The sequence below is a fragment of the Acinetobacter sp. ANC 4648 genome (assembly GCF_002135345.1).
Classification (GTDB): Bacteria; Pseudomonadota; Gammaproteobacteria; order Pseudomonadales; family Moraxellaceae; genus Acinetobacter.
Map to the genome: position 1 here is coordinate 451,268 of NZ_NEGI01000002.1, position 12,173 is coordinate 463,440.

The 12,173-nt window shown below is 38.9% G+C and carries 12 protein-coding genes; 4 read left to right on the forward strand and 8 right to left on the reverse strand.

The annotated features are described in order from the left end of the window. The first annotated feature begins 46 nt into the window (after window positions 1-46). From B9T27_RS05205 to rluB, 3 genes are read left to right on the forward strand one after another with little or no spacing between them, the layout of a single operon-like run. Window positions 47-838, forward strand: coding sequence for a segregation and condensation protein A (locus tag B9T27_RS05205; RefSeq protein ID WP_086205772.1), 792 nt, complete (start codon window positions 47-49; stop codon window positions 836-838). Continuing rightward, window positions 835-1,425: an SMC-Scp complex subunit ScpB gene (gene scpB / locus B9T27_RS05210; RefSeq protein ID WP_086205773.1), complete on the forward strand. Its 591-nt coding sequence runs from the start codon at window positions 835-837 to the stop codon at window positions 1,423-1,425. Before B9T27_RS05205 ends, scpB begins: the two co-directional genes overlap by 4 nt. A 41-nt stretch (window positions 1,426-1,466) precedes the next feature. Next, entirely contained in the window at window positions 1,467-2,588 is a 1,122-nt protein-coding gene (gene rluB, locus B9T27_RS05215; RefSeq protein ID WP_086205774.1) for a 23S rRNA pseudouridine(2605) synthase RluB, read from the forward strand. Between the two features lie 82 nt (window positions 2,589-2,670). Here rluB and bioD read toward each other — a convergent pair whose 3' ends face one another. The 5 genes from bioD to B9T27_RS05240 all read right to left on the reverse strand — a co-directional run bounded on the left by bioD (window position 2,671) and on the right by B9T27_RS05240 (window position 7,385). Then, entirely contained in the window at window positions 2,671-3,336 is a 666-nt protein-coding gene (bioD, locus tag B9T27_RS05220; protein WP_086205775.1) for a dethiobiotin synthase, read from the reverse strand. After that, the gene (gene bioC / locus B9T27_RS05225; RefSeq protein WP_416224387.1) at window positions 3,333-4,103 is read right to left on the reverse strand and encodes a malonyl-ACP O-methyltransferase BioC; all 771 of its coding nucleotides are present in this window, start codon (window positions 4,101-4,103) and stop codon (window positions 3,333-3,335) included. The genes bioD and bioC overlap by 4 nt, the downstream gene beginning before the upstream one ends. Before the next feature lie 17 nt (window positions 4,104-4,120). Then, the gene (locus B9T27_RS05230; RefSeq protein WP_086205777.1) at window positions 4,121-5,278 is read right to left on the reverse strand and encodes an 8-amino-7-oxononanoate synthase; all 1,158 of its coding nucleotides are present in this window, start codon (window positions 5,276-5,278) and stop codon (window positions 4,121-4,123) included. Then, a complete protein-coding gene (gene bioA, locus B9T27_RS05235) occupies window positions 5,275-6,570 on the reverse strand; it encodes an adenosylmethionine--8-amino-7-oxononanoate transaminase (protein ID WP_086205778.1) in 1,296 nt (431 codons plus the stop codon). Before bioA ends, B9T27_RS05230 begins: the two co-directional genes overlap by 4 nt. A 95-nt stretch (window positions 6,571-6,665) precedes the next feature. Further along, window positions 6,666-7,385: a hydrolase gene (locus B9T27_RS05240; protein ID WP_086205779.1), complete on the reverse strand. Its 720-nt coding sequence runs from the start codon at window positions 7,383-7,385 to the stop codon at window positions 6,666-6,668. Window positions 7,386-7,528: 143 nt separating this feature from the next. Between B9T27_RS05240 and B9T27_RS05245 the strand changes: the two genes are divergently transcribed. Then, a complete protein-coding gene (locus B9T27_RS05245; RefSeq protein WP_086205780.1) occupies window positions 7,529-8,104 on the forward strand; it encodes a peroxiredoxin in 576 nt (191 codons plus the stop codon). Window positions 8,105-8,319: 215 nt separating this feature from the next. Here the strand turns inward: B9T27_RS05245 and ftn are convergent, their stop codons facing one another. The 3 genes from ftn to B9T27_RS05260 form a co-directional block, all read right to left on the reverse strand. Further along, the gene (gene ftn / locus B9T27_RS05250; RefSeq protein WP_086205781.1) at window positions 8,320-8,784 is read right to left on the reverse strand and encodes a heteropolymeric bacterioferritin subunit Ftn; all 465 of its coding nucleotides are present in this window, start codon (window positions 8,782-8,784) and stop codon (window positions 8,320-8,322) included. A gap of 249 nt (window positions 8,785-9,033) precedes the next feature. Continuing rightward, entirely contained in the window at window positions 9,034-11,076 is a 2,043-nt protein-coding gene (gene ligA, locus B9T27_RS05255) for an NAD-dependent DNA ligase LigA (RefSeq protein ID WP_086205782.1), read from the reverse strand. Window positions 11,077-11,155: 79 nt separating this feature from the next. Next, the gene (locus tag B9T27_RS05260; RefSeq protein WP_086205783.1) at window positions 11,156-12,172 is read right to left on the reverse strand and encodes a cell division protein ZipA C-terminal FtsZ-binding domain-containing protein; all 1,017 of its coding nucleotides are present in this window, start codon (window positions 12,170-12,172) and stop codon (window positions 11,156-11,158) included. Window position 12,173: the final 1 nt, after the last annotated feature.

A 12,173-nucleotide genomic window follows, 5' to 3' on the forward strand; every position in this document is an offset into this window, starting at 1 on the left:
ATCGCCTTAACATGCCTTTGAAAATTCGCGTGGCTAAATAACGGTAATGACACAAGCAATCCATGACATCATGGAACTAGCTCCTCACATTCGTGTGTTAGATGAGTGGCAAGATTCCATTCCTGAGGATTTATATATCCCCCCTGCCGCATTCGAAATTCTACTTGAACATTTCGAAGGACCGCTTGACTTCCTCATTTACCTGATTCAAAAAAATGGTTTTGATCTTTTACAGCTAGATATAGCCCCTATCGCAGCACAATACTTGTCTTATATGCACAGTATGAAATCCCTAAATATCGAACTGACCGCTGACTATATGGTGATGGCTGCACTACTAGCTGATTTAAAATCACGGTTATTATTGCCAAAACCAAAAACAATGGCGATTGAAAAAGATCCCAAACAAGAATTAATCGATCGCTTAGAAACCTATTTACGAATTAAACATGCTGCTGAACGACTGGGGCAAATGCCTGTTTTAGATCGTGATACATTTGTACCCAATGTTAGTCTTGGGCAAATTACGACAGTCTATGCAGGTTATGAGGCTGAAATGCTTCGCGATGCGTTATATTGCATTTTTAACCGCCCAGAACCCATTGTTCATAAAATTGAACAAGAACCTGTCTTGCTTGAAGAGCGTATTGCTTACATTGAACAGATGATTGATTCAGGTAGAGTACTTAGTTTTGATATGCTACTCAAACCGAGTCAAGGTCGAATGGGCATGGTGGTCACCTTTATGGCAATATTAGAACTGACGCGTCAACAAAAGATTCATATCATCGCTACAGGTGTAGAAGCGCCACTCGCCATTCAGGGAGTATCTGCATGACGATCGATCAAAACATTGCTTTTCATGTCGATGAATTACATCATGAAGTACTAATGCAACTCGAAGCCATTATTTTTGCCAGCGATGCTCCTGTGTCTATTGCACGCTTAAAAGAAGCATTTCAAGAACAGTATTCAAAGCAGCATTTACGTCAATACTTGCAACAACTTGCAGTATTACAACATGGTCGTTCTATTGAACTGGTTGAAACAGCGCAAGGTTATCGTTTCCAAGTGCGTGCAAAATACCGAAATACTATTGCCCAAGTTTGGCCTGAACGACCAACAAAATTATCTCCATCACTGTTAGAAATTGTTTCAGTGATCGCTTATCATCAGCCCGTAACTCGCGCTGATATTGAGCAAATACGAGGAGTAACGAATAATAGTCAAATACTTCGGACATTATTCGAATGGAACTGGATTAAAGAATCAGGGTTTCGTGAACTCCCAGGAAGACCCACGTTGTTAGTTACAACGCCACAATTTTTAAATGCATTTGGCCTAGCATCTTTAGGTCAATTGCCTCCCCTGCAGGATGCCAAGGAAGCTTTTATGGTATTGGATGCGCAAGCTCCAAAATCATAAATAGGTGCACTGTTGATCATTATTTCTAAGGTTATGCTGTCATGAGTGAAAAATTGCAAAAGGTACTCGCACGAGTTGGACTAGGCTCTCGCCGTTATATGGAAGAAGTCATTGCTGCTGGTCGTGTAAGTGTCAACGGTCAAGTTGCTCAAGTGGGCGAACGGATCGAACCAACCGATGAGCTTCGTATCGATGGTCGTAAAGTTCAATTCCAAATTGAAGATGAAATTCGCCGTCGCGTGATCATATACTATAAGCCAGAAGGTGAAATCTGTTCACGTAATGACCCTGAGTCACGTCCAACAGTTTTTGAACAATTACCTTCTATTCCAGGTGATCGTTGGGTGATGGTCGGCCGTCTGGACATCAACTCGACTGGCTTATTATTGTTCACAAATGATGGTGAATTAGCGAATCGCTTAATGCACCCATCCAATGAAATTGAACGTGAATATGCCGTTCGTGTGATGGGTGAAGTTACCCCTAAAATACGTCAAAATATGACCAATGGTGTTGTTTTAGATGATGGCCCAGCGAAGTTTGAATCATTCTCTGAAATTGGTGGTGAAGGAATTAACCGCTGGTATCAAGTTGTGGTTAAAGAAGGTCGTAACCGTGAAGTTCGCCGTATTTTTGAATCACAAGGTTTAAAAGTTAGCCGTTTATTGCGTACTCGTTATGGCACTGTAATTCTGCCACGTGAACTGCGTACTGGTCGTTGGATTGAACTGGATAAAAATGATATCGACAACTTAACCAAAGCGGTCGAGCTTAAGCCACGTCAAGGTACTGGCTTATATGGTATGGCAAAACGTCGTACTGAACGTATGCAAGAAAAACCTTTAGCTGCTCGTCGTGGTGGTTATTTACGTCAACAACGTCGAGATGAAGGGTCTGAGAATGGCCAAGAAGGACAACAGCAACAACGTCCAGATTTCCGCCAAGCGCTACAAGACAATCGTAATACCAACCGTTTTAGCAATCGCAATACTCAACGTACTGAACAACGTAGTGAACGCACCGAGCAACGTGCTCCACGTTCAGAGCCGAATGGCAACAGTAATGATCGCAATGGTAACACTCTCGATAATCAAAATCGTGGTGAAAATAAATTTGCTCAACGTAAACCATTTGGTATGAACAAAGGCTTTAAGAAGTTTTAATTTCTAAAGTACTGCATTAGAAAAAGCCACTCTCAAATAGTGGCTTTTTTATTTTCAAAATAAAAACTTAACCCATTTATCTTCAATCCATCAATGGATCTTTATGCTGAACCACGGGAATATCAATCCATTGCGCATTAGGGAAATTTTGAGCTAAATAAGTTTTAAGATATTCAGAAGTATCTTTAGAGATAATTGCATCCTGTGACTCATCATTCAAATTATACGCCAAGGCATATAACGGCAAACCTCTTATTTTTAAGGCTTCAAGGCTCAATAATGTATGATTAATACTGCCCAAGCGACCGGAGCTGACTAAAATTACAGGAAACTTTTTCTGTGCAATATAATCAATCGTCAATAATTCCGTGGTTAAAGGCACCATCAAACCACCTGCGCCTTCTAATAACACCACATCATATTTTTCAGCCAATTGTAGAGTTGCATCTGCAATTTTTTGAAAATCAATTTCACGAGCATCAATCTTGGTGGCTAAATGTGGTGATGCAGGATAAGTAAAAATTTCAGGCATTGTGAGCTTGGTCATATCTTCAGGAAACCAGCCCATTCCCATGATTTCACGATGCTGCTGAATATCTTCTGAAATATCAACATTACCAGTCTGAATTAACTTCTGAGTAATAACTTTTTTCCCATGTTCGCTCCACAATTTTGCCAAATAACCTGTCGCAAAAGTTTTACCAATTCCAGTATCAATACCACTTACAAAATAAACTGGGCCGCTCATGGCTTTCTCCGTGCAATACAATAAATAGGGTGATAGCTCAATGGATAGCATTGCTGAGCAGATGAGTTCGTCTCTAAAAATTGTTGATAATCCAAATAAAACTGCTGTAGAGATTGTTTCGTCCAACGATGCTTAGCCGCAGTGGCCGTCACTCCAGTCGCTTTGAGATGCTGTAACACCAATTTAGGATGCTCAAAATATAACGTTTCCATAGTTTCTGACAAATATAGCACTTCAAAACCATGCGTAATGAGTTTCTCTTGGATGGCTTGCATCGAGAGATAATTTAAACCTTGTCCCGTCAGAGTTTTTATTTGTTTCAGATTGTGCTGACCAAATGTAGAAAAACAGAAATAGCTCCCATCGTCTAATGCAACATCACATTTTTTAAAAATCACATCTAAATCGGCAAGCCATTGCAATACTGAACTTGAAGCAACCAGATCTAAATTCGTAGGAAATTCAATTTTTTCAGCATCACCCACGTGCCATACAATTTTTTCTTGATGAGAAAAATGTTGCTGCACTTCCGGATAAAGATCATTCAATATCAATTGTTGAAGTGGTAAGCTTTGCAGCATTAAATGGCTTAAATTGCCAGAACCACAACCTATTTCAAAGACTCGATTTAGTTGAGTATCCCCAAGATATTGCTGCATCAACTGCAGCAAATGCTGACAAATCTTTTTTTGTACGACTGCATGTTGAGTATAACTCGCTCCAGCTTTAGCAAAACGTTGCGCCACTTGAGATTTATCAATTTTCACAGTATTCACGCGTATACTCACAACAATATGGCCAGTTGGTCAAGATCTGCTTGAGTGATTTGAGTGGTTAAACAAATGCGTAACCGTGAACCATTTTTGGGTACAGTTGGTGGTCGCACTGGCATGATATAGAAACCCGCTTGCTGTAGTTGCTTAGCTTTATCCACAGTTTTTTGTGATTCCCCAATAATTACAGGGACGATGTGTGAGGTCGATGGACAGTCAAAGCCTTGAGCTCGAACTACTTGTTGTAAAGACTGACTTATTTTATGTAAGTGCTGACGTTGTAGATTTAAATTCAACACTTTTTGAAAAATAAAGTTCGTCCATGCCATACAAATTGGGGGTTGAGCTGTACTAAAAATGAGGGGCCGCATGCTATTAATCAAATAATCACGAATGATGGCATGACAAATTAAATAGCCACCGACAGAAGCTAAAGCTTTACCAAATGTACCGACCAAAAAATCAATCTCATCGATTACCCCATATTGTTCCGCACAACCTAATCCTTGCTGACCACGCACCCCAATCGCATGTGCTTCATCGACATACAGCATGACTTTTGAAAATTGCCGTTTAATCTGAACCAATTCTGCTAAGTCTGTTTCATCTCCATCCATACTGAAAATCGATTCTGTTACGACAATAATTCGATCAAAAGCATCATCTTGATGATACTTTTTTAACAGTTGTGCTAGATGTGGTAAATCATTATGCCGATAACGAACATATTTCGCTGTAGATAAGCGAATACCATCAATCATACTGGCATGTACCAATTTATCCGCCAAGATTAAAGTTCGAGAGTCACTCAAAGCGGGTAAAATTCCAATATTCATGTGATAGCCACTGTTAAATAGCAGTGCTGAACGCTCATGAAAAGCTTGGCTCAAACTGGTTTCTAATTGTGCATATTCAGGGAAATTTCCAGTTAATAAACGCGAGGATGAGGCACTCATCACTCTAAATTGATTTGGTGTTTCATCAAAAAACTGTTCGTGCAGCTGTGTATCTGATGCTAAACCTAAATAATCATTAGATGCTAAATTCAGCATTTGATGCTGATGGATTTTTATATAACGACCTTGCTGAACATTGCTCGTAAATTGACGTAAATTACCATGTTGTTTTAAATCATCCAGTTGTGCTGCATAGCTATCAAGCAAACTCATGCTGATACCTCTTGCAGGTTTTCAACAACTACAACCAATTGTTCTAATAATGTTTTCAACTCATTTTCAGTAATGATATACGGGGGCATGACATACACCAACTTGCCGAATGGGCGGATCCAGATGCCACGTTTAACGAACTCTTGTTGTAGCATTTGCATATTGATATTAAACGTCAGCTCCACCACACCAATAGCTCCTAATACACGAACATCTTTAACAAAATCAAGTCGTGCTAAAGCCTGTAAATGTTGTGTTAATTGTTGTTCAATACGCTGAATATTACTTTGCCAATCTTGTGCTAAAAGTAATTGAGTGCTTTTAACAGCGACAGCGCATGCCAATGGATTTGCCATAAAAGTTGGGCCATGCATAAACACGCCCGCTTCACCTTGACTTAACATTTCTGCAACATGCTTGGTCGTTAAAGTAACCGAAAGCGTCATGTATCCACCCGTTAAGCCCTTTCCAATACACATAATATCAGGCTCAACTTGGGCATGCTCCCATGCAAATAGCTTCCCTGTCCGCCCAAATCCGGTGGCAATTTCATCAAAAATTAAAAGAATATTATATTTTGTACACAGTAATTTAGCTTGGCGTAAATATTCAGGATGATAAAAACGCATACCACCTGCACCTTGTACAATTGGTTCCAAAATCAACCCTGCGATGCTTTGATGATGTTGCGATAAAGTCCGTTCCAATTCAGTAATATCTGTTTGATTCCACTCTTGATAAAAACCGACCTGAGGAGCTGGCACAAAAATACGATTCGGTAAACTAGAACCAAATATCTGATGCATTCCTGTGACGGGATCACACACGGACATCGCATTCCAAGTATCACCGTGATAGCCCGAACGTGGGGTAACAAAATTAGTTTTTTGAGTGTTTCCTTGTGAAGTCCAATATTGCACTGCCATTTTTAATGCAACTTCGACAGCAACTGAACCTGAATCAGCATAGAAAATTTTATCTAGACTGGGTGGAGTAATTTTAAGCAGTAGTTTACCAAGCTCAATCGCAGGTTCGTGAGTAAAGCCACCAAACATAATATGTGACATATTTTGCAATTGATCAGTGACTGCCTGATTCAGTTCGGGATGATTATAACCATGAATCGCACACCACCAAGAAGACATACCATCAATCAATTGACGTCCATCTTCTAGTTCGATGATTGCGCCATAGGCCTTTTTTACTTTAAAAGTAGGTAAAGGCTGAGTCATAGAAGTATAAGGATGCCAAAGATGTGCAAGATCAAATTCTAAATCCGTTAACTCAAGCATCCTAACCTCTAGGCTTATTGCACATTACATTGCCCTTGATCTTAAACCTGTCAGGAATAAAAATAAATTGCGATTTTCACCAGTTATCTGCATGTTTATTCTATTTTCTGTAAATATTGGCATATTTTATGACTTACTGTTTCAAAATTAAAAATAGGGAAGCCATGTGAGCCTTGAATCAATTCGACTTCTAAAAACTTTGCATTGAATTGTTGGATATTCTCGACTACTTTGCAGCTAACTAATGCATCTTGCTCAAACAGAATATGATACTGCTGTCCTTGATAATTTTTTAAGATATCAACCACATTTAGCTGTTCAAGTAATACTAGACCTTGTTCTAATAAACTTATGGGTTGAGCTTGAATTAAACTTTGCAAAATAGCGAAATCTGTTTTGCTACTATCAACACCCTGACACACCATATATCCAAAACGTTTTAAAGTCGTGATCGCATCACGCTGAAAGGCATGTTTAAAAGCTTGAAAAGTTGCTTGTGGCATTGCTGTTGGCCACACCTCATTTGCTACAAAACACGGATTAGATGCTAAGGTGATTAATATTTTTTTTTCCGCATACTGCCGTTCAATCTGATCAACCAATAAAGTGGCAAGTTGCCCACCCAATGACCAGCCAACAATCACATCGTATGGATATGCCAATTCAACCTTTTGTTGTAACACCTCAGGGTCAAGAGCATTAAAAATATTGATGAGATCAACAGAATGTCTACGATGTTGTAATATCAGTTTTAGAGAATCAAGTAGCTGTGTACCACTGCCCCAACCTGTAATTAGTAAAATACTTTTTTTCAATCTACTCTCAAAATAAAAACACAGAACCATCAGCAGTATATAAAAACTTTGCTCATAGTAACTGTATTAAAATCATCAAAATTCGCACAGATCACCCCTAACAATTTGCTAAAATAAAATATTACTTAACTGAGATGAACAATATGAACTACACAAGAATATTCAACATCAGTTTACTTTGTATCAGTACAACACTGGGTTTCATCCCGTTGAGTCATGCTGAAAATTCTATTTTTTCTCAAGTTCAATCAGATCAAAAACAATGGGTTGGTCAACCTGCCCCAGCTTTCAAATTACAAGATCAAAATGGCAAATGGCACGAACTCAATCAATATAAAGGCAAATGGATTGTTCTCTATTTTTATCCAAAAGATAATTCTCCTGGATGTACCCAAGAAGCCAATCAATTCAAAGCACTATATCCTCAATTTCTCAAAAATAATGCTGTCGTTTTAGGCGTAAGTTTAGATGATGTAAAATCTCATCAAAACTTTTCAAACAAGCTCGGACTACCTTTCCCTATTTTGGCAGATAATAATCATCAATTAGCCAATCAATTGGGTATCGTACGAAACTTAGGGATTACTAAAATCGCCAAAAGAGAAACCTTTTTAATCGATCCTCAAGGGATTGTGATTTATCACTATAGCAGTGTAAATACACAAACCCATGCTGGGCAAGTACTGGCAGATATTCAAAAATTTGCCAAAGGTAAATAATCTCAGCTCAAATTTATTCAAGCTTCAAAGTAATTCGCTCTCTGTTAAAAACAGGCAGCGACTATCTACCTAAAATGAAAATTCTTAAAGTAGTGTTGGTAAGTTCAAAACTAATTCATATTTTGGCTTTTGATTACTATCCTCCCATCATTACGAAAAATTAAAAGCATAAAAAACCCAGTAAAAACTGGGTTCTTATGATTCAAAGATCAATTTTACATTTGTGATTGAATATAGTTTTGTAAGCCAATCAATTCAATTAAACGAATTTGTTTTTCCAACCAGTAAGTATGATCTTCTTCAGTATCACTCATTTGTTGGCGTAACATTTCACGTGTCACGAAATCGCCTTTTTCTTCACAAAGTTTGACACCTTGAGCTAATTTTTCACGCACATGATATTCCAGTTTTAAATCAGCTTTGAGACAGGCAATGATATCCTCTCCAACTTCAACCTCATCACGATTCATATTCGGTGTACCTTCAAGGAACAGAACACGGCGAATAATCGAATCAGCATGCGCTGCTTCTTCTTGCATTTCATGATCGATACGTTGGAAGATTTTGCTTAAGCCCCAATCTTCATACATACGGGAGTGAATAAGATACTGATCACGAGCAGCCAGCTCACCACCGATCAACATGTTGAGATAATCTATAACTTCTGGATTGCCACGCATTTCAATTACTCCATACCCTTTTATAGTGATTATGGACACATTTAACACAGATTGCAAAATTTTAAATTTGTAAGTTCATGATTTTTATAAAATAAAAATGAGAAGCATACGCATTTACAGCGCAAGTTCCAACAATTTCCACATATAAAATAAGCCTTTGCAAAATTTAATTCATTTCACAAAGGTGTTTTCAAGCTTCAAATACATATTTTAAAATTTGTAACTATTAAAAATGCGTCTTATTTAAACTTATACTTCGCTGAGACCTTGGCCATATTCTGCCATCAACGCTAAAAACTCAGCTTCATTCATCACTTGGATACCCAATTTTTCAGCCTTTTCAAGTTTAGAGCCCGCTTTTTCGCCTGCAACGACACATTTAGTTTTACTTGAAACACTACCACTCACGCGTGCACCCAAAGCCTGTAACATTTGTGTGGCATCATCACGGCTCATTTGGCTGAGTGTTCCCGTAATCACCCAACTTTCACCATTCAAAGGTTGACGAGTTGGTGCGACTGGTGCATCCCAATGAATCCCCGCTGCCAATAACCGCTCTACCACTTCTAAATTATGCGGAGCTTTAAAGAAGTCAATAATCCATTCCGCAGTAATCTCTCCTACATCGGGAGTCTTCTTTAACGCCTCAATATCAGCATTACGTAAAGCATCAAAAGTTTGAAACGTATTGGCAAGCATACGCGCAGTTGTCTCACCCACGCCACGGATACCTAAAGCATAGATAAAGCTGGCAAGTGTGGTTTTTTTACTATTTTCAATTGCATCAAATAGGTTCTGAATCGATTTCTCCCCCATTTTTTCAATACATAGCAATTCTTCACGATGCTCATGTAAATGATAGATATCGGCAACATCTTTGAGTAAATCAAGATGCAGCAATGACTCTACCCAGCGATCGCCCAAACCTTCAATATCGAGTGCTTTACGAGAAACAAAATGACGAATGGCTTCAATACGTTGCGCAGCACAATACAAGCCGCCCGAACAACGTGCCAAAGCCTCACCTTCTGGCATTACTACTGGCGATGAACATACTGGACAACTTTCTGGAAGATGAACTTCAACCGCATCTATCGGACGGAATTCAGGCCAGATTTTTTCAACCTTGGGAATGACATCACCGCTACGGTAAACACTCACCGTATCACCAACACGCACATCCAAACGATGAATCTCACCAATGTTATGTAACGTCACATTGGAAACTGTAACACCACCCACCGCAACAGGATTTAAACGGGCCACAGGCGTTAAGGTTCCAGTACGACCAACTTGCCAATCAATATTCTCAATAGTTGTTAAAGCAGCGACTGCAGGAAATTTATAAGCTATTGCCCAACGCGGTTCACGACTTAAAAAACCCAACTGCTGTTGTTGCTTAAGATCATCAACTTTCACCACCATCCCATCAATTTCTACTGATAAATGAGGTCGCTCTTGATTGATCTGTTCATATTTTTCTTGGACTTCTTGAATGGTATCGCAGACAAAATGACGCTCTCCTACTGCAAAACCAAAATTGGTTAACCATGCCAAACTTTCAGACATGGATGTTAAACCATTATTCGGTTCACATTGGGCAATCCCGTAAGCATAAAAAGCCAATGGTCGAGAAGCTGCAACATTCGGATCAAGCTGACGTAAGCTACCGGCTGCCGCATTACGTGGATTCGCAAATGTTTTTTCACCTTTGGCTTCATTTTCAGCGTTTAGCTTTTCAAAACCTGCTTTTGGCATTAAAACTTCGCCACGGACTTCTAACAGGGTCGGCACTTGAACTTTCTCAGATGACAGCACTTTAGGCAAATTACGTATAGTTCTAACATTTTGCGTAATCACTTCACCCGTTTCACCATCTCCACGCGTGACACCACGAATTAAAATCCCGTTTTCATACCATAAAGAAATTGCTAAACCATCAAATTTCAACTCCACATCGTATTGAATTTTTTGGTTGGGTAAGCGTTCTTCAATACGACGTGCGAAAGCAAATAAATCGTCTTGATTAAATACATTACCCAAGGACAACATCGGTACCGTATGGGTAATATTTTCAAATTTAGATAACGGTGCTGCACCAACTTTATCGGTGGGTGAATCTGGCTGAATGAGTTCTGGATACTGTTGTTCTAATGCTTTAAGTTGATGAAATAACTGGTCGTACTCACTGTCTGCAATCGTCGGCTGATCCAAGACATAATACGCATGATTATGCTGCGCCAATAGTTGAATAAGCTGACGCATTTGCGCCAATACAGCAGTGTGTTCCATATAATTTCACCATATAAAAGGGCGGAAAATTCCGCCCAAGATTATTTCAATTCATTATAAATCAATTTTGATTCCGCATTTAAACTTCTTGTCCTGAACGAAAATCAATGGCCTTATGGCGCCAATGTTCTTTCAATTGTGGCGTAAATTCTAAATTATTTTCATCATAAACCGTACCATCTATTTCACGTGCAATCAGCCCCGCAATACTAACCATAGTATCAAAACCTTTTTGCACATCTGCATGTGGTAAAGCCAAGAAAAATGCCAAGCCTTGTACTTGTTCGCCAGACAACGTCTCTAAATCAAAACCAGCGGGGCCTTCATCTGTCAAACGCAGAACAGAGAACATGAGTGGACTGACTTCTTCAATGTTTTCATAACGATGAAAACATGACATTTCACCATAACGTAAACCATATTTTAGTAAAACTTTAAGTGTTTTATCACCCGATAATGCCTTACGTGGATTGGGATGAACATTTAAAGCAATTAAGCTTTCAGCATTAGCCAAAGAGCATTCATCATCAAAACGTTGTTGCTCATGTAAATGCACATCTAAAATACTGCTTTCTTCATCAAACTCTTTAATTTCAGCAGTTTCAACATTTGAACTGAGATTAAATTCAGCATCTGCTTGTGGAGGTTTAACTTCAGCACCCATTTGTGTTGGAGCTATTTTCTCTTGAGTAATCACAGCTTGAATTTGATTTTGTTGTTCTTGCTTGATAGTTGAAGGTGTCTGAGTATCTAATGAGGAAGCTAATTCCGATGCTGTTTCAGTCGCTACAGCAGCTTGTGTTACTGATGCTTCAGCTTCCACTTTTGGGGCTGCTTTTGCATCTTCAGCAAGATCGACAGATGCCAGCGAATTTAAATGTGGCTCTACACGTTGTACATTTGCAGATGTTTCAGTTTCTGATTGTAATTGATCACGAACATGTCGCGGAATCACAGGCAGATTACTGTCTGAATTAACATGTAGTTCTGATTCTAATGAAGGTGCTGCATCATTTGACTTTCTCATGACCATTCTTAAGCCAACTAGAATAATAATAACTGCAACAACAATTCCAATAATTGTGGTGATTTCCATA

Excerpts from the sequence above, each read along its gene's own strand:
- B9T27_RS05260 (WP_086205783.1), bottom strand. The coding sequence starts at position 12,172 with ATGGAAATCACCACAATTATTGGAATTGTTGTTGCAGTTATTATTATT.
- bioA (WP_086205778.1), bottom strand. The coding sequence starts at position 6,570 with ATGCTTGAGTTAACGGATTTAGAATTTGATCTTGCACATCTTTGGCAT.
- B9T27_RS05205 (WP_086205772.1), top strand. The coding sequence starts at position 47 with ATGACACAAGCAATCCATGACATCATGGAACTAGCTCCTCACATTCGT.
- ftn (WP_086205781.1), bottom strand. The coding sequence starts at position 8,784 with ATGCGTGGCAATCCAGAAGTTATAGATTATCTCAACATGTTGATCGGT.
- bioD (WP_086205775.1), bottom strand. The coding sequence starts at position 3,336 with ATGAGCGGCCCAGTTTATTTTGTAAGTGGTATTGATACTGGAATTGGT.
- rluB (WP_086205774.1), top strand. The coding sequence starts at position 1,467 with ATGAGTGAAAAATTGCAAAAGGTACTCGCACGAGTTGGACTAGGCTCT.
- scpB (WP_086205773.1), top strand. The coding sequence starts at position 835 with ATGACGATCGATCAAAACATTGCTTTTCATGTCGATGAATTACATCAT.
- ligA (WP_086205782.1), bottom strand. The coding sequence starts at position 11,076 with ATGGAACACACTGCTGTATTGGCGCAAATGCGTCAGCTTATTCAACTA.
- B9T27_RS05230 (WP_086205777.1), bottom strand. The coding sequence starts at position 5,278 with ATGAGTTTGCTTGATAGCTATGCAGCACAACTGGATGATTTAAAACAA.
- B9T27_RS05245 (WP_086205780.1), top strand. The coding sequence starts at position 7,529 with ATGAACTACACAAGAATATTCAACATCAGTTTACTTTGTATCAGTACA.